The organism is Bacillus sp. ABA4_010 (assembly GCF_056159105.1).
In genome coordinates this window covers 2,838,990-2,855,825 of record NZ_JBSWUN010000003.1, presented here as the reverse complement: position 1 = coordinate 2,855,825, position 16,836 = coordinate 2,838,990, and the positions used below count along the sequence as shown (strand labels likewise).

Genomic DNA, 16,836 nt, shown 5'->3' with positions numbered 1-16,836 from the left:
TTTTTTAAATCAAGCGGTGTAAGGTTTTATGGATTTGTCGACCACATACCGGCAGATTTAATAAAAATGCGTGGGTGAAGTTTCAGTTGGGCAACCATAAATTCGGCTAGATCTTCTGGCTGCATCACTTTGTCTGGATTGCCGTCGGTTAAGTTTTGATCGATGGCTAAGTCAGTAGCCACAGTACTTGGTGTTAAGGCAGACACACGGATGTTATGTTTACGTACTTCTAATGCAAGCGATTCTGTTAAGCCAAGTAAACCAAATTTTGATGCGCTGTATGCACTTGTAATAGGAGCGCCTTTTTGGCCTGCGGATGATGAAATGTTAATGATGTCGCCGCTGTTGCGTTCAATCATTTGTGGTAAGACCGCGCGTGTTACGTAGTAAACACCCATCAAGTTAACGTCAATTATTTGTTTCCAGTCTTGTGGGTCAAGTTCTAAAAACTTACCAAATTTGGCAATTCCGGCATTGTTAATTAAAATGTCCGTTGGGCCAAGTTCTCCTTTTAATGTTTCGACCGCCTGATTAACGTCGTCCATTGAAGCAACATCTGCTGTTGCATAAGCTGCTTTTACACCGAACGATTCAACTTCTGCTTTTACTTTTTTTAAGCTATCTTCAGAGCGGGCAATTAACGCGATGTGAGCACCTTCTTTTGCTAATGCAATCGCTGCCGCACGTCCAATTCCCTTCCCCGCACCTGTTATGAGAGCAACCTTTCCTTTTAACGATTGAGACATGATAATCTCTCTCCTTTCTATGTATGAACGAGTACTATCGTACAAAATCCTTTCCATTTTCGTCAAAGTTTATGCTCGTTAGCAAATGGATGTGAGCGCAAGCTTTTTTTTGTTAGAAGTATTGAATAAGAACATGGACAGTTCCGGTCTTTTCGAAATGACTCGTGTTGAGGCTCTGTCTTTAATTTTTAAAGGTGGGACAAAAATAGTGTAACCCCTAATATAAGCAGGAAAACGCATGGCGTCTTACATTAAAGATAAGCAAAGAATGTATTGGGTCTTTTTAACTTTTGTTAGGTGAAAAGACCTTTTTACATAGGCGTTAAACGTTAAATTTATAGTTAAATGGATTCTTTTTTTGGCTATTTTTTTAATTTTTTCCAAAAGAAGGTTTTAAATCTTTTTTCTCAAGGTAAAAAACAAGTAGTTTTTTATGTAAAAAATTACAAAAGACAAAGCGAAAAGCCTAGAAAATGTAATTTTACTAATTTTTCTGAAAATGAAAAATTAGATAAAAGATGGAAGAGATGCCAGCTTGAATGTGGGTCAACAACGAGTGTGAAATGTCAGCATGAAAGAAAAAGATGAGAGTTGTTCTCGTTCTGTTTTACTAGGTCAATGGGATGAGCTTCCATACTAAGCGGAAGAAAATGATAGGAAAGAAGGGGGGACGTGCAGGTAGCAACTTTTCAGTCACATTGATTTTCTTTCTAGGAATATAGTAATTTTTTACATAGTTAAACAATTAAAATTGCGAGAACAATGAACGAATGTTCAAGGAGAGGTATTCATTCATGCTAGAATCCAAGCGAAAAGCCATTATTTTCTTATCGTTATCTTTTTTATTGGCTGTAACAGCGGGTCTTTTGTTTTTGGGGAAAGTGAAGGATTTGAACTCCGATCTTGGGGGACGAACGAAAGTATATGTAGCGGCTACTGATGTGGCTTCTAGAACCCCGATTGAACCAAGTCAAGTGATGACGGTCGAACTTCCGAACCGATTTGTGACAGACTCCCATGTAACCGATGTTGGAGATTTGGTCAATAAAGTATTTGTTGTACCAATGTCGAAAGGGGATTTGGTCACGAAAAATGTGTTAAAGCCCATTTCGAATGTTCAAAATGAAAAAAACCGTTTAGTCGCTATCTTTGAAAATGATAAAGTACACTTCGACCAAGAAGTTGATGCTCAAGACCGAATTGATATTATTGTGTCACATACATTCAATGAACAACCGAAAACAGAGGTGTTTATGAAAGATGTCCTTGTTTCAGCCGTACCGCCCGGAAAAGAATTTACAGGTGTAGCGGTCGAGGTAAGTGAAGAGGATGCGCCTAGGCTTATACATATGCAAAACTATGCCGAGAGCATGAGAATTTTAAAAGCCAATGTTGGCAAAGAAGATCAAACACGTCTTGAGGAATCGGCAGCGCCTAAAGAAGAAACAAAACCAGAAGGTGAGGGAGCCGTGCAGGAGCCGGAGCCGGCATCCGTACAAGAAGTGAATCCGGCACCTATACAACAGCCAGCACCTACTCAGCAACCTGCCAAAGCCAATTAATCTGTTGGAGGATCCATTATGAAACAACATCATAAATTAGTCATCGTCAGCGATCAATCGTCCATTGTTGATCAGTTGCGTTTAACAGTCGAACGGCCTGAAGCCGATGTCCACGTATTAGAGCCTGGAGATGTCACTTTGGAATTGGATCGCCTTGCGCCTGATGTGGTGATCCTTGTTCAGCCTGAAGATGATGCTTCCGTTGAGCTTATCCATTATATGAAAACATTGAATCCTTTAATGGTGATTGTGTTTGTAGCACGCTATCAAGATTTTAATCTATTAAGAAGTGTGACAAGAGCAGGAGCAGTCGACTTTTTTGTCTTTCCAGATGAAATGACCTTGTTTGAAGGACGTTTTCCAAGCTTGCTTCATCTTGTGAACGAGCAGAAACAGCAGGAAACAGAAGCTGCCGCTACCATTTCTTATAAGCGTGGGCGCGGACAGATTTACTCGTTCTACAGCGGAAAGGGCGGAGCCGGAAGAACAATGCTCGCTTCTTCTTTCGCTCAAACTTTGAAGCTTGAATCAACCGCACAAGTTATTTTACTTGATTTGAATCTTCAGTACGGCGGAGTGGAAACGGTGCTGTCGATTGAATCAACACGTTCGCTTGCTGACTTACTGCCGGTAATGGAAGAGATGAATGAAGGTCATATTCGCAATGTGTCACAAAAGGAAAAGCATTCACAGCTGGAAATTTTGTTAAGCCCTGCTGATGCTGAAACGGCTGAAACGATTACAGATACCTTTATTGCGAAATTGCTCCGCACATGCCGCCGAAGCTATGATTTCGTGATTGTTGACCTCCCGCCACATATGAACGGAATTACGTATACAGCATTAGAGGAATCAGACAAAATTTATTACGTTTTAACATTTAATACGCTGTCACTAAAAGTATTAAAGCAAGTCGAACAGCTATTTATACGCCTTGGCATTAATACTGAAAATCGAATGGAAGCCGTATTAAATGAAGCAGGACGGGATAATGAACTGCAATCGAATGATTTAAAACAATTTGTTACATACCCAGTGGCGGCGAAAATTCGCCGTGACTTAAAAGGGATTCAAGCTGCGTTAAATAAAGGGGAACCGATTCGTAAACAGCCGAATGAAAAAAAGGTGATTCCATTTGCAAAAGATGTTCAAAAATGGGTTCTTTCTATGTTGAAGTAATGTCGGATTATTTCTGGCACTGAAAGGAGGAAAACGGTGAACATGGCGTCATTATTTGAAAAAAGAAAAGAAAAAGCATTGAAAGAAACGTCAAGTACTACCGCTGTATATGATCAGCCTTATTTAGATGAACTAGCTGAGCATTATAAAGCGAGACTACTACGGGATACGAATTTAGAAATGTTGACAAGGCTTTCACAAGGGGAAATGAGACTTCGAATTGAGCAATTTGTTAGTCAGTTTATGACGGAAGAAAAAGTAGTTATATCTCGGACAGACAAAGAAGTATTGCTAACAAGAATTTTAGATGAGGCGGTCGGGTTTGGTCCGCTCGAACCGTTAATTCAAGATGAGTCAGTTACGGAAATTTTAATTAACGGACATCAGCAAGTATACGTGGAGCGAAAAGGGAAGCTAGAGCTGACAGGTGTGTTCTTTCGTAATGATTCGCATGTGCGGCATGTAATCGATCGCATTGTCGCGCCTCTTGGCCGTCGGATTGATGAAAGCTCTCCGATGGTCGATGCAAGGTTGCCGGATGGCAGTCGTGTTAATGCCGTCATTCCCCCAATTAGCTTAAATGGCACAATTGTTTCTATTCGAAAGTTCCGAAAAGAGCCGTTTCGTCTCGAAGATTTACTTGCTTTACAGTCGTTAAGTGAGGAAATGGGACAATTTTTAACCGCTATCGTGCAAGGAAAAATGAACGTACTTATTTCCGGGGGAACAGGAAGCGGGAAAACGACCTTACTAAATGTCGCTGCTGGAGCGATTCCAATGGGAGAGCGAGTCATTACGATTGAAGACTCCGCCGAATTGCGGTTGGAACGTCCCAACGCAGTAGGGATGGAAGCGCGTCCTGCTAATGTAGAAGGGAGCGGAGAAGTAACCATCCGCCAACTTGTTCGTAATGCGCTCCGGATGCGCCCTGACCGCATTATTGTCGGGGAGGTACGGGGAGCAGAAGCATTCGACATGCTTCAAGCAATGAATACAGGGCATGAAGGGTCTTTGACGACCATACATGCCAACTCGCCAGCTGATGCGTTAAGACGTGTCGAGGCAATGGTCATTATGGCAGGATTGGATTTACCGAGTCATGTTATTCGTGAATATGTTGTTGGGGCACTGGATTTTATCGTTCAGGCGACACGCCTAACGGATGGAACAAGAAAAATCGTATCGATTGCGGAAGTCGTAAAGGGAGAAGACGGTGCGAGCCGTGTACAGGAAATTTTTACGTTTAAGCGGACGGGAATATCGAAAAATGGCAATGTAGATGGGTATTTCACCGCGACTGGAACTGTTCCGGCTTGTTTGCCGCAACTACAAACATATGGAGCAGATATTGATCAATCGTTGTTTCGACAAGTGGAGGTGAAGGGATGACTGCTGCTGTTTTATATGGATTGGCCGTTTTATTTGGGTTATGGGGAGGATACAGCTACCTTGGCTACCGGGCAGAAAAACGTCAGTGGAAGCGGCGAGTAACGAGGTGGTACGGTGAGCGCCAAAAGCGGAAAAGCGTTTTCGTCGTTTTAGGAGATCGGTTTGATCAAACCCATTATGCCGTTCCCTTAAAAGGAAAGTTGCAGCAGGCAAATCTCCCGCTCACACCGTCTGAGTTTTTAGGGATGCTTTTCTTGGCCTTTATCGCAATAACCGTTTTGGCTAATAGCTTGTTTGGTCTGGCGTACAGTCTTGGGGCTGTCATTGGGATGGTAACCGTTTTGGCCGTTTATTTCACGTTGTTTTGGCTGCGCCAAAATAAATATGAAGAGCGCTTGAATAATCAGCTTGGGGAGGTTTGCCGCTTACTTGGCAATTCGGTTCGGGCAGGGATGACCATCTATCAAGGAATTGATCTCGTGGCACGTGAAGTTGCCTCGCCGGCAAAGGAAGAATTTCAACGGCTTTCACAAGAACTTCAGCTTGGAGTCGATTTTGAAAAGGCTTTAAAGGATATGCAAAAGCGCCATAAATCTCGCGAGTTCCAGCTGTTTATTGCAACATTGCTTATTCAAAAACGGGCAGGAGGCAATTTGTATGCTGTATTGGATGAAATGTCGCAAACATTAGACGAGCGAAAACTTTTGTTGCAGTCAATTAAAACGATGACCGCTGAGCAACGATATATTTCGTACTTGCTGCCAGTTTTACCTGTGTTTCTCGTGTTAATGATGAACCAGATTATTGAGGATTTTTTACAGCCGCTCATGACCGTTCCTGGAGCTATTTTAGGTGTTCTCTTTTTAGGAGCAACGGTCCTGGCGTTTATTCTCGTGCGAAAGGTATCAAATATAAGGGTGTAGTATATGGACGCATTGCTGATTATGTCGGTTATTTTATTTTGGTTATTTGTCGGGATTGGGTTACGCCATCTCTATGTCTTTCAGCAGGAAAAGAAACAGTTGATGGTACATGTACAGGAAACGCTGCAAGTAGAGGGTGAGCATCGCTATCGAAAAAAAGAAGCACTGACTGATAAAACCGTCAAACGTTTGAGCAAATTAGCTGATGATTTTTCGACTATCGGTCAGCGCATTAATTTTTTTAGTGAGCCTCATGATGTCGAGGATTGGCTTAGGCGGTCAGGCTACCCATTTGATTTAACGGTCGAGCGATTTCAAGGGATGAAAATCTTTTTGGCCGTCGCAGGATTGACTGTAGCGGCGATGATGTTTGTCATTGGAATTCCTCTTGCTCATTTTGGTCTTCTTTTTATGCCATTGCTCGGTTATTTTCTCCCGATTGTATATGTGAAAAATAAAGGGAAAGAGCGTCAAGAAAAGTTGCGCTTTGACCTTCCAGATTTTTTGGATACCGTCAGCGTAAGCTTACAGGCAGGCGTTCATTTAGAGCAGGCGTTAAAGCAAATTATTCGCTTCTTCGATGGGCCGCTTCGGGAGGAGTTTTCCCGTTTTCTACAAGAAATTGAATTGGGGGTTCCAAGAGAAGAAGCATATCGGGAATTGCTGAGACGAAACGATAATCCAGAATTCCAATCTTTAATTAAATCGCTAATCCAAGGAAGCCGTCTAGGTGTACCTATCGCCCAAACGTTTAAAGTGCAGGCGGAGGACATGCGAGTGATGAGAAAAGAACAGGCGAAAGAGAAGGCAGCGAAGGCATCACCGAAAATTACTTTGATTACGACTTTTGTTATTACGCCAGCAGCCATCATGATGATTGCTGGGTTAATGATATTGAATATGTTTCTTGGGGATAACAGCGTATTGAATATGTTCGAATAATATAGGAGGTGATTCCTCGCAAGACGGTGTTGCTGGGTGATGAGAAAAGTATGAATTTGAAGGAAATGTGAGGAGGAAAAAAGATGAAAACATTTATGATGAAAGCATATGTAAAAGGACAAAAGTATATTAACAATGAGCGTGGTTCACAGTCACTGGAATGGATTGGTATTGCAGCCATTATTGTCATTTTAACAGGTGTCATTTCAACGGCAATGAGTGGTGCAGGATTAGGAGAAACATTTGTCAGCAAGTTTGATGGATTTTTAAGCAAAATTGGCGGGGAATAATCACTTGTTATATCCATCAATCTAGCAAATTCGACATGATCAAAGAGCAGTTATGCCAAATTTGCTCGACCTAAACGGATGACACCCTCCTTATGGGGGTGGCTTCATCCGCATAGGTGAACCTTTGACTGGAAATGCAAGCTATTTGGATCAACAAGTGTAAAGCTTCTCAAAGGAATGAAGATGTGTCGAATGATTAAGGGAGATGTATATAATGTTTGAAATCGAAAAGGGATCTTATCCTGTTATGTACTCGCTTCTTTGAAAAGGAGAGTAACAAAATGCGAAACAGATGGACGAAAAACGTTCTTATATTGGCAACGCTCAGCGCAGCGTTAGCAGCTGGATGTGCAAAGGAAGAAGCCACTGAAACGAAGCAGACCGATGAAAATCAGCAATCGGCGGAAAATGAAAAAATAAAAAATGACATGGATGAATCGTCCTCCTTTTATCATGCCCCTATGGCGCCTAAAACATATGAGGAAGTATTGGCTTACCCGAATGGAGAAATGGCTGGCAAGCAATTTGAAACAAAAAAAGAAGAGTTTGAAAGAAAGCTCAATCAATTTCCCGCTTTATCTGAACAGGCAGCGGAGGAGGAAGTGGAATCTGTTTATAACAAACTTGTCCAATTGTATAAACAAGATTACCCGCATCCTCCGACTTATACGGAACAAGGGAGTTCAGAGAAAGATGAGGCACAAGTGGAGCAAATGCAAGAGCTGGCCTACAATGTTGAGATTATTTTGGATGCAAGCGGCAGTATGGCGGGGAAAGTGGGTAACCAAACGAAGATGGAGTTGGCCAAAAAATCGATTCGGGATTTTTCAAGCTCATTGCCTGAAGGAGCCCATGTAGGAATGCGTGTCTATGGTCATAAAGGAACAAACGAAGAACAAGATAAACTCCTTTCGTGTGAAAGCAGTGAACTGGTGTATGACGTAAGTACATATAATAACGAGCAACTCGAACGTGCGATGGCTAGTTTTCAGTCAACGGGCTGGACCCCTATGGCGAAATCGCTTGAAGAAGCAGGAAAGGATTTAAGTGAATTTCAAGGGGAACACAATCAAAATATCATTTATTTAGTGAGTGACGGGATTGAAACGTGTGGCGGTAACCCCGTGGAAGCGGCCAAGCAGTTAAAGGAATCTAACATTGCCCCAGTCGTGAACGTCATTGGATTTGACGTGGGTGAGGAAGGGAAAAACCAATTACAGCAAGTTGCATCTGCAGCAGAAGGGACGTATGCAACCGTTACTAATCAACAAGAGTTGATCAAAGAATTTGAAAAGGCAAAAGAGCATGCGCTTAATTGGTATGAATGGGCAAACGAAGAACGTCAAAAGACATTTGATACGAAAATGACGAACTATGACGCTTTAAATGAATATCGATTGACCTCGAAAAAATTAGCAAATGAGGAGCGAATGAATTATAACAAATCGCTCGATTATTTATTCAATCAGAAAAAAATCACGTGGGAGCAAAAGACGGTTCTTTTAGAGTTGCACAAATCTTATTTTAAGATGATTGAAACGGCGACAGATGAGATTTATTCAAATCACATTCATAAAAACAGTGACGAATATTTTGAGCAAATAAACGAGATTTCGGAAAAAGTGAAAGAAAATACAAATTAACAGATGTCCGTTTTCTTTTTTAGTGATAAGGCGGTTTATAGGGAGAAAGGCGAATTTAATCGTAAAGGAGAAAAGGTTGTGCGGGCGATAAAAAAACGGCGTGTGAAGTCAGGTCTGGCATTGTTTTTTGTCATGTTTATGTTAGCAATGCAATTTGTTCCAATAGTTGCTGTTGCACAAGTTCAGCCATGGCAAGGAGACGAATGGGGAAATCGCATTCCGCCGTGGGAGCTTGATGAATGGAAGGGAAAAAAAACAGAAATAAGCAAGCAGGGACAGCTCGAACAATGGGAACTTCAACAATGGTATTTACAAGTATTCCCAAACAACCCCGCGTGGGAAGCAAAGCAATGGGCATCTCAACAATGGAAGCTACAGCAATGGTACATGGAGATGAATCCGAGCGTATCGTCATGGGAAGCAAGGCAATGGGCTTTTAATCAGTGGCAATCTAATCAATGGCAATCGCAAGGTCAAGCAAATCAAAAAGGTTGGGAAGGAAACGGCACAGAGGGATCTAGTCATGACGGCAACGCTCACGAAGGAGTGGGGACAGAAGGAGCGACCCATCAAGGGGATGGAACAGAAGGGACTAGTCATAACGGCGAGGTGCATGAAGGAGAAGGAACGAATGGAGAGGCAGGAAACGGGCAACCGTTTACTTTTGACTACAATCCTGTTGAAGATAATAAAGCATATGACTTATTGAAGTTTACTGTTAATGATGTAGCCGGAAAGACGATTAAACTGTCTACAGACGTCGTTAGCGGAGAGATGGGGCAAATTTTTGCCGGGCAAGATATTGATTCTCTTGGCAGTTTGAAAAAATCGAGAAGCTGGCAGGAGCTTTTACTCTCAACAGCTAAAGTATCAACAGGAAACGAGATGCTCGCAGATGTGCTGGAAGGCGGCGAAGCGTATTATAAAGTTCGGGACGTCATGGACGGTGTGACCGACTTTAAAGGAGCTGTCATCGGGAACAATGCTGGGCCGGTTGATCCAAGTGATTTAACTAGATTAAGAGGAACGTTTGATCAGCTAAGCGCTGGCAATCAAGCATTTTACGAAGGGGCAGAGCGCTTTATTCCGAAAGTGGGCGGAGCACTCGGATTGGTTGGAGCTGGATTTGCCGGCTATGAAACATATCATAATGTGACAGCTATTAGCGAGCAGGCTACCTTTGAAGCGAAGACAGATATGACGGCCAAGTCGATTAGCAGCGCAGGAGAAACGATTGCCAGTGCAGGTGCATTTGTTGCAGCACTTCCTATTCCCGGAGCGCAAGCAGCAGGAGCTGTAATGGGAATTGCCGGAGGTGCCTTATGGCTCGGTGGACTTGGCTTGAAATGGGCGAACAAAACACAGACAGGCAGAAGAGCCATTCGGGGAACGGTCAATTTTGTGAAAAAAGGTTGGAAAAAATTATTTGGCTAAATGTTTAATAGAAACTCTTACATGCGGTCATGTATCTTAAGATGGAAGATATATGACCGCCTACTAGAGCGATAAGGAGCAGAAGGTTCATGATTTTACAATCAAATGAGGTCGGAAAATGGCCTGCAATTCAAAAATATAAAAAATGGCTCGAAACGAGTGAAGCAAATCCGTATCCATTTCAATGGGAACATTCCTTTTACTATCTTGTCCGCTACTATCGATTTAAGGACATAAAGGGCTATTTAGTGTTGAACGCGGACGGCATGCCTCTGTCTCCTGACTTGGCGAAGACGATTTTCTACTATATGAATGGCTACAATTCAATTTTATATACAGCGTTGCATGATATTCGTAAAAACATGAGTTTTCCGCTTACTCCTTTCGAAGATATGGTACAGGTGATGAAGGAAATTGAAGCGAAACGCGGAAAGGTGATTGAGCCCATTTCTGATCAGTGGCATAACGTGATGCGAATGCTAGAGCAACAAATTGGAGGGCGCAAAAAGCTTGTCTGCATTTATGATGAAATTGCTCGAATTGGAGAGGAACAGAAACAGAGAGGTTATTTGACCGTAGAGGATTTTCGGGCAACAGCGAAACAATTGGAAAGTTATAATGAGGTGCTGTATGAAGAAGGGAAAATCCAGTATGAGACGCTTCAAGATGTAACGGTAGTCAAAGATGTGCTGCACAGCTTGAAGAGCGACCGAGAAGTTGGGGAAAAAAGCGGAAAAGCAGCCAATTTATTAGGAGAAAAAACGTCGCCTGCTGCTTTAGCGAATTTGGATCGATCGATGCAAACATTTGAACGGGATGAGCACGGGCGTCTTGTAACAGAAAAGCGAGGAGAGCTGTCGCTAGAAAAGATTCGTCAAATCATGGATCACAAAACGAAAGCGAACTTTGAAAAAAATTTATATCCTCTTGTCCGCAATTAAAAGGAGCCGGTTAGCAGTGAAAGAAAGGTTCATCCGCTTAGCGATTGTCTATGTTGTTGATGAGTGTGGAAAGGAGGGTATGCATGAATATCATTAGAGAAAGCATGAAGCTGTATACGCAAAAAATTGAGTCCATTTTACTCTTATCTTTTACGGTTATGTTGCCGTTTTTGCTTCTTCATGCGTTGGCAAGCAATGCGGCGTATATTTCTTACGGGAATACGCCTTATTCCTTTATGGCCGATCTTCTAAATCTCTTTATAATGCTGTTGTTTTATATGGTAATTCAAATTCCATTCATTCAATTAGTATTAACGGAGTTGGAAGGAACCGAACGACCATTGCGCCAAATATATAGCGTGTTTCTGGAATACGGCTTTTCTTTATTCTTATTTGGAGTGGTGTATGCTTTCTTCGTTTTGCTAGGAATGACTTTATTTATCATTCCAGGTGTTCTAGCCGCTATTTTTTTATTTTTAACACCATACATTACCATTTTTTCAAAAAGAACACCGAGATTTTCCTGGAAAGTGTCGATGAGGTTAGCTAGAAAGCATTTTTGGAAAATCTTCATGATGATTTTGCTGGCCAGTTTACTTGAATGGTGCGTGACTGTACTGCTTTTTAATGTCATTTTAACTGTTACGACCAGTTATTTAGCAATTTTATTCACTCAAATTTTATTGAATATGCTTCTTTTGCCTTTTGTTGTCATTGTGACCACTTTATTGGTCCGAAATTGGCATGAAGAGCTTGTCTTTGCTGCGAAATAATTCATTCATGGAAGTGAGAACAATGAGAAGATGGAACAAGTGCATAAAAAATGAAAAAGGCTCTGCCTCCATCGAATTTTTAGGAATGGTTCCGCTGCTGTTGCTGTTGTTTGTCATGCTCTGGCAGTTTTTAGTCATCGGCTATGCCCTCATTGTCACGCATTCAGCGGTAAACGAGGGAGCGAAGGTATACGCGGTCACTGCTGATTCATCAGAAGCTTCAGCAAAGGCCGGTGCGATTATGAACAAGGCTGGAAAAAGCATACGTCAAATGGCTCCGTTGACGATTAACGGTTCGGGAGGTAGCCCTCATTTTACAGCTGTACTCCAAACAGAGGTAGAACTCGTATTCTTGCCGGCAAATATTCGGAGCGGGCTTCCGGCTATTTCGATTAAACAGGAAGCAGCGAGCAGGGTGATTCAATGAAGCGGTATTTTCACAATGAGCGGGGAAATATTATGCTCTTAAGCGTTTGCTTGATGGGGGTTCTTGTTGTCATGTTTTTAATGCTTATGAGCTTTGTAAAGGCATTTTATATTAAAGATAAGGCGTCGTCTGCCGCTGAACAAGCAAGTCTTGCAGCGACCGCGTATGTGTATGAAAAAGTGGATGAAGCAATTCGGGAAATTGACCAAAAGTTAGTTAGCTTAACAGTGGAAATACCTGGAGAAGTAGACGTTACCATTGGCCAAAAAGGTTTGGAAGAACAAATTGAAGAACGAAAAAACGACATTTTAGCCTCGTCTTTACGGTTTACAAGCAAGGAAGCGAGAATTCAGGCTATTGATGAAATATTGAGCATCGAACTGCAGAAAGAAAACCCACGGCAAACCATTGTCAAGGAGGAGCTACTCCATGCGTTACATACGAATATGGAAGGACTGAATGAAGTCATCTCACGTGTGATTCAAGAAAACGATGGCATTTCTGCTGATTCTAAATTTTATTATTTTAATAATGAGAACCGAATGGAAGTTCAAACATCAAGTATGTATACCCCGATTATTTTCGAACAGTTATTTTCAGGAGAGGAAATGAAAGTGAAACAAGTCGGGCGAGGACCAAAAGTGGAGTTTGTTCAGCATTTAGCTGGCTTTCAGTCGCGTCTTTATACAATTGATTAAAGGATGAAGCATGGTTGCTTCATCCTTTTTTCGTTAATTCAATAGCCGAAATTCATGCTGTTTTTGACAAGCTTTTGCTAACTTTAACAATAAATCGTTCAAATAGCGCTTATCCAGTGAAAGAAGGGAATCCATATCAATTCCTTCTATAATATAAATGGAAAACTCCCAGACAGCATGTTGGATGTCCTCATCGTTGCTTTCAGCAATGACGGTCAGGGCTTTGACAATAGAACGAATGACCGAAATGTCTTCTTTACTGTAATGCCGAATCTGATAAAAACTTATATATAAGTAATCCATGAAGATGGGCTGTTCCATAATTAAACGCAACTGTCCGTTTTCATCATAACGAAGTGGCTTTGGTAGCTGTTTTTTTCCTAACTCGGTTAAAATGCTGCCAATTTGTTCAATACTGTTAATAGCTGTATTTGGATCATTGATGCCGGGGGAAACAGCCCGCAATGCAATTTCTGCTAATTTACGAAGTCCAAATTCTACGTCCTGATAGGGCGCACGCTGGGGTCCAATCGACACGTAATGAGACAGTTCATCCTTTAATTGGTCCTCTGTTGTATGCCAGGCAGAAAACAGCGGGGCATCTTCATCGACAAAATCAGGTTGTCTTCGCTCAACCCGAATGATGCAGTTTCGCCGTATGGCGGTCTCCATAATCTGTTTTTCATCAATCATATCAATGTATCCGGATGACGGTGCATTAATTTTCAGTGCGGGAAGCTTTTCTAATTCTTCTAGCTCGTCTTCTCCTAAGGGAGATACTGATACTGGGTGATGTTCTTTTGGAGGAAATTTTTCTTTAATGATCGTTAATGTTTCAGTCGTAATATTAAAAATCAAATTGCCGACTTGAATCCACAATGAGGTATGATGAACGAAAAATACAAACACAGCCAAGCACAAAATGGTCACGCTAATAGCAAAAGCAGGAGAGATGAATGTACTTTTGTTCTCTGTTTCTCGAAGTAATAGCAACAGGACAACAGAATACACGAACGCACCGACAAAACTTCCTAATACCCGTTGTGTCCCATGGTCTGTAATGAAATTTTGGAGTGTCCGAGGCGAGAAATTTGATAAAAACGTCGTAAGTACAACTAAAATAGAAGAAAATGTAATCGTTGTCATTGTTAAAAGAGATGAGGCAATAGAACTAAGCACCGTTTGAGCGAGCTCTTTGTCAGACAAGAGCAAGGTTGGAACAAACTCTAAAACAGTAGGATGACGGGTGACAAAGAAATCAAAGCGAATGGTTAAAAGAGCGAAGAAAAAGGCAGCCGTACTATACAGTGCAGGTAAATACCAAAAGTTACTTCGTAAATTCCGCCAGAATGCTTTTAGCTTCATGATTGATTAACGCCCCTCTTATATAAAAAATTTTGGCTGCTTTTTGCATATAGTCTTTCCAAAAAAACTATGGTATAGTATGAAAGGATTTTATTCAGAGAACGAGCCGACTTACCTTATGGCAAAGGCACGGTCTCATTTTGCAACATCATCGTATGAAAAGTAAATCGAATCCTTGTTGGTTTTGGTTTACAATGACAACTAAAGAAGAAACTCCGTGCTTCGCACGGGAGAGGTTCGCGAACTCCCTCTATAAAAAACTAAGACAGTCGATTGAGTGCTATAAGCTTTCAATTGACCAGCAAAGAAAACGGTCTATTTTACCTTTTTTGCTGGTAGAGGTGTAACCAACAAAAAGCCTCTGCAATTTACTATGTCTTATAAAACATCTTTCACGTCTAGCTTTCGTTAAGTGTGAGAGTGTTTTTTCGTTTTTTATCCCTATACGGCAAATTTGGCAAGCGTGTAATTTGGCAGCTCTTTGCGATGGGGAAAAGGGAGATTACGCTATAAGGGCGTAGTCTCTTTTTTTATTTGTCGGGGAGAATGATTCAAGAATAGCCTTTCTTCTTTTGCAAAAAATGGACAAAGGAAAGGAAGAGAAATAGATGCTAAAAAATGAAAAAGCGGTCGTTGTGTTCAGCGGTGGGCAAGACAGTACGACTTGTTTATTTTGGGCTTTGCAACAGTTTAAAGAAGTAGAAGCTGTTACGTTTAATTACGGGCAGCGTCACAGCAAGGAAATCGAAGTGGCGAAAGCGATTGCTGAAGAACTTGGTGTGAAGCATCATGTGCTCGATATGTCTTTATTAAATCAATTGGCTCCGAATGCCTTAACGAGAGATGATATTACGATTGAGCAAAAAGAAGGGGAATTGCCGACAACATTCGTGGATGGGCGAAACTTATTGTTTCTTTCATTTGCAGCGGTGCTAGCAAAGCAAGCAGGCGGTCGTCATATTGTCACAGGTGTATGTGAAACCGATTTTTCTGGATATCCCGATTGTCGGGATGTGTTTGTGAAATCATTAAATGTGACGCTCAATCTTTCGATGGATTATGAGTTCGTTATCCATACACCACTTATGTGGATCAATAAGGCGGAAACATGGGAATTAGCCGATCGCCTTGATGCACTTGATTATGTACGAAACAATACGCTGACATGTTACAATGGCGTTATTGCTGACGGATGCGGAGAGTGCCCAGCATGTGAACTGCGTAAGCGTGGTTTAGATGAATATTTATCGAAGAAGAATGGAGGGGATGAATAATGCTTCAACAAATGTACCCTCAAGTCTTTCACGATTACACATATGAACTGAACAAAGATATGCAGTTTGCTGCTGCTCATTTTGTCCCGCATGAAGAGGCAGGGCGTTGTCGTGATGTTCATGGTCATACGTATTTTGTGAACATTACGGTAGCAGGTGACGAATTAGATGAGACTGGTTTTTTAGTCAATTTTCAAATGCTGAAAAAAATTGTGTCAGGTCAGTTTGATCATACGTTATTAAACGATCATACAGACGTGTTCAATAATCAAAATCCAAATGATTTTCCGACGACAGAAGTGATGGCGCGTAAAATTTATGAAATAATTCAAGCGCATCTCGACACATTGCCGAATAAGCCTACATGCTTGCAAGTTTTTGTGCGAGAAACGCCAACAAGTTATGTTGTGTATCGCCCGAAGAAGGTGAACGGTCTTGGCTAAAAAAATTCCGGTGCTGGAGATTTTCGGTCCGACCATTCAAGGAGAAGGGATGGTTATCGGTCAAAAAACGATGTTTGTCCGTACCGCCGGCTGTGATTATTCCTGTAGTTGGTGCGATTCTGCTTTTACATGGGATGGATCGGCCAAAGACGATATTCGGCAATTGACGGCGGAAGAAATATGGCATGAATTAAAGGAGCTTGGCGGGGACTCGTTTAACCATGTCACGATCTCAGGAGGAAATCCCGCTTTAATTGCTGCTTTAGGAGAATTGATTGCTGTTTTAAAAGAACATCACATTCGTACGGCGCTTGAAACGCAAGGAAGTCGCTGGCAAGAGTGGTTTGTGGAAATTGATGATTTGACGATTTCACCGAAGCCTCCAAGCTCTCGTATGGAAACGAACTTTTCTGTGCTTGATGACATTATTGAAAAACTGCATAAACACCAACGTCAGCATGCTTTCAGTTTAAAAGTGGTAATTTTTGATGAGCGGGATTTTGATTATGCTGTCAATCTTCATCAACGTTACCCGTCTGTTCCGTTTTTTGTGCAAGTTGGAAATGATGATACACATACGATGAATGATGACGAACTAATAAAAGGACTTTTAACAAAGTTTGAGTGGCTAATTGACAAAATTGCCGCTTCTCCTGCAATGAATAATGTACGGGCGCTGCCGCAGCTTCATACGCTCGTATGGGGGAATAAACGAGGCGTGTAAGCGCTCTTCAAAAAATTTACAAAGAAATGTGGAAACACGTATTCACAAAAATTTAATTCACTGTTAGAATGACAAGCGAGGAA

General features: G+C 41.6%; 17 protein-coding genes and 1 riboswitch. Of the genes, 15 read left to right on the top strand and 2 right to left on the bottom strand.

Annotated elements, in window-relative coordinates; all coding sequences use genetic code 11:
- Positions 1-26 precede the first annotated feature (26 nt).
- The gene (locus ACXAEO_RS15380; protein ID WP_474882646.1) at positions 27-746 is read right to left on the bottom strand and encodes a 3-ketoacyl-ACP reductase; all 720 of its coding nucleotides are present in this window, start codon (positions 744-746) and stop codon (positions 27-29) included.
- Positions 747-1,540: 794 nt separating this feature from the next.
- On the opposite strand from ACXAEO_RS15380, the gene ACXAEO_RS15375 reads away from it, so the two are divergent.
- The 12 genes from ACXAEO_RS15375 to ACXAEO_RS15320 all read left to right on the top strand — a co-directional run bounded on the left by ACXAEO_RS15375 (position 1,541) and on the right by ACXAEO_RS15320 (position 12,947).
- Complete coding sequence (locus ACXAEO_RS15375; protein WP_474882643.1) at positions 1,541-2,308, top strand: SAF domain-containing protein; 768 nt, start codon at positions 1,541-1,543, stop codon at positions 2,306-2,308.
- An 18-nt stretch (positions 2,309-2,326) separates the two neighbouring features.
- Positions 2,327-3,487, top strand: a complete 1,161-nt coding sequence (locus ACXAEO_RS15370; RefSeq protein WP_474882639.1) for a CpaE/TadZ family protein — start codon at positions 2,327-2,329, stop codon at positions 3,485-3,487.
- Positions 3,488-3,529: 42 nt separating this feature from the next.
- Positions 3,530-4,876 carry a CpaF family protein gene (locus ACXAEO_RS15365; protein WP_474884189.1) on the top strand — a complete coding sequence of 449 codons (1,347 nt, stop codon included), beginning with the start codon at positions 3,530-3,532 and terminating at the stop codon, positions 4,874-4,876.
- Positions 4,873-5,799, top strand: coding sequence for a type II secretion system F family protein (locus ACXAEO_RS15360; protein WP_474882634.1), 927 nt, complete (start codon positions 4,873-4,875; stop codon positions 5,797-5,799). Before ACXAEO_RS15365 ends, ACXAEO_RS15360 begins: the two co-directional genes overlap by 4 nt.
- Before the next feature lie 3 nt (positions 5,800-5,802).
- Positions 5,803-6,741: a type II secretion system F family protein gene (locus tag ACXAEO_RS15355; protein ID WP_474882632.1), complete on the top strand. Its 939-nt coding sequence runs from the start codon at positions 5,803-5,805 to the stop codon at positions 6,739-6,741.
- An 83-nt stretch (positions 6,742-6,824) separates the two neighbouring features.
- The gene (locus tag ACXAEO_RS15350; protein ID WP_474882630.1) at positions 6,825-7,031 is read left to right on the top strand and encodes a hypothetical protein; all 207 of its coding nucleotides are present in this window, start codon (positions 6,825-6,827) and stop codon (positions 7,029-7,031) included.
- A 281-nt stretch (positions 7,032-7,312) separates the two neighbouring features.
- Entirely contained in the window at positions 7,313-8,674 is a 1,362-nt protein-coding gene (locus tag ACXAEO_RS15345; RefSeq protein WP_474882628.1) for a VWA domain-containing protein, read from the top strand.
- A gap of 78 nt (positions 8,675-8,752) precedes the next feature.
- Complete coding sequence (locus tag ACXAEO_RS15340) at positions 8,753-10,108, top strand: hypothetical protein (protein ID WP_474882625.1); 1,356 nt, start codon at positions 8,753-8,755, stop codon at positions 10,106-10,108.
- An 89-nt stretch (positions 10,109-10,197) separates the two neighbouring features.
- Positions 10,198-11,049, top strand: coding sequence for a hypothetical protein (locus tag ACXAEO_RS15335; protein WP_474882623.1), 852 nt, complete (start codon positions 10,198-10,200; stop codon positions 11,047-11,049).
- Positions 11,050-11,132: 83 nt separating this feature from the next.
- Positions 11,133-11,822, top strand: coding sequence for a YciC family protein (locus ACXAEO_RS15330; RefSeq protein WP_474882621.1), 690 nt, complete (start codon positions 11,133-11,135; stop codon positions 11,820-11,822).
- A gap of 22 nt (positions 11,823-11,844) precedes the next feature.
- Entirely contained in the window at positions 11,845-12,249 is a 405-nt protein-coding gene (locus ACXAEO_RS15325) for a TadE/TadG family type IV pilus assembly protein (RefSeq protein ID WP_474882618.1), read from the top strand.
- The gene (locus ACXAEO_RS15320) at positions 12,246-12,947 is read left to right on the top strand and encodes a TadE/TadG family type IV pilus assembly protein (protein ID WP_474882616.1); all 702 of its coding nucleotides are present in this window, start codon (positions 12,246-12,248) and stop codon (positions 12,945-12,947) included. The genes ACXAEO_RS15325 and ACXAEO_RS15320 overlap by 4 nt, the downstream gene beginning before the upstream one ends.
- 33 nt (positions 12,948-12,980) lie before the next feature.
- Here the strand turns inward: ACXAEO_RS15320 and ACXAEO_RS15315 are convergent, their stop codons facing one another.
- The gene (locus tag ACXAEO_RS15315; RefSeq protein ID WP_474882614.1) at positions 12,981-14,312 is read right to left on the bottom strand and encodes a DUF2254 domain-containing protein; all 1,332 of its coding nucleotides are present in this window, start codon (positions 14,310-14,312) and stop codon (positions 12,981-12,983) included.
- Between the two features lie 226 nt (positions 14,313-14,538).
- A riboswitch (PreQ1 riboswitch) is annotated at positions 14,539-14,582 on the top strand.
- 338 nt (positions 14,583-14,920) lie between these two features.
- Between ACXAEO_RS15315 and queC the strand changes: the two genes are divergently transcribed.
- Genes queC through queE form a run of 3 tightly spaced genes read left to right on the top strand, consistent with a single transcriptional unit; the run spans position 14,921 to position 16,753 of the window.
- The gene (queC, locus tag ACXAEO_RS15310) at positions 14,921-15,586 is read left to right on the top strand and encodes a 7-cyano-7-deazaguanine synthase QueC (RefSeq protein WP_474882612.1); all 666 of its coding nucleotides are present in this window, start codon (positions 14,921-14,923) and stop codon (positions 15,584-15,586) included.
- Positions 15,586-16,029, top strand: a complete 444-nt coding sequence (gene queD / locus ACXAEO_RS15305; protein ID WP_474882610.1) for a 6-carboxytetrahydropterin synthase QueD — start codon at positions 15,586-15,588, stop codon at positions 16,027-16,029. Before queC ends, queD begins: the two co-directional genes overlap by 1 nt.
- Entirely contained in the window at positions 16,022-16,753 is a 732-nt protein-coding gene (gene queE, locus ACXAEO_RS15300; RefSeq protein WP_474882607.1) for a 7-carboxy-7-deazaguanine synthase QueE, read from the top strand. Before queD ends, queE begins: the two co-directional genes overlap by 8 nt.
- Positions 16,754-16,836: the final 83 nt, after the last annotated feature.

Bases quoted from the DNA above. Each gene is read 5' to 3' on its own strand.
- ACXAEO_RS15380 (WP_474882646.1), bottom strand. From the start codon at position 746: ATGTCTCAATCGTTAAAAGGAAAGGTTGCTCTCATAACAGGTGCGGGG.
- ACXAEO_RS15355 (WP_474882632.1), top strand. From the start codon at position 5,803: ATGGACGCATTGCTGATTATGTCGGTTATTTTATTTTGGTTATTTGTC.
- ACXAEO_RS15375 (WP_474882643.1), top strand. From the start codon at position 1,541: ATGCTAGAATCCAAGCGAAAAGCCATTATTTTCTTATCGTTATCTTTT.
- ACXAEO_RS15320 (WP_474882616.1), top strand. From the start codon at position 12,246: ATGAAGCGGTATTTTCACAATGAGCGGGGAAATATTATGCTCTTAAGC.
- ACXAEO_RS15370 (WP_474882639.1), top strand. From the start codon at position 2,327: ATGAAACAACATCATAAATTAGTCATCGTCAGCGATCAATCGTCCATT.
- ACXAEO_RS15315 (WP_474882614.1), bottom strand. From the start codon at position 14,312: ATGAAGCTAAAAGCATTCTGGCGGAATTTACGAAGTAACTTTTGGTAT.
- ACXAEO_RS15330 (WP_474882621.1), top strand. From the start codon at position 11,133: ATGAATATCATTAGAGAAAGCATGAAGCTGTATACGCAAAAAATTGAG.
- ACXAEO_RS15365 (WP_474884189.1), top strand. From the start codon at position 3,530: ATGGCGTCATTATTTGAAAAAAGAAAAGAAAAAGCATTGAAAGAAACG.
- ACXAEO_RS15325 (WP_474882618.1), top strand. From the start codon at position 11,845: ATGAGAAGATGGAACAAGTGCATAAAAAATGAAAAAGGCTCTGCCTCC.
- ACXAEO_RS15350 (WP_474882630.1), top strand. From the start codon at position 6,825: ATGAAAACATTTATGATGAAAGCATATGTAAAAGGACAAAAGTATATT.
- ACXAEO_RS15360 (WP_474882634.1), top strand. From the start codon at position 4,873: ATGACTGCTGCTGTTTTATATGGATTGGCCGTTTTATTTGGGTTATGG.
- ACXAEO_RS15335 (WP_474882623.1), top strand. From the start codon at position 10,198: ATGATTTTACAATCAAATGAGGTCGGAAAATGGCCTGCAATTCAAAAA.
- ACXAEO_RS15345 (WP_474882628.1), top strand. From the start codon at position 7,313: ATGCGAAACAGATGGACGAAAAACGTTCTTATATTGGCAACGCTCAGC.
- queC (WP_474882612.1), top strand. From the start codon at position 14,921: ATGCTAAAAAATGAAAAAGCGGTCGTTGTGTTCAGCGGTGGGCAAGAC.
- queD (WP_474882610.1), top strand. From the start codon at position 15,586: ATGCTTCAACAAATGTACCCTCAAGTCTTTCACGATTACACATATGAA.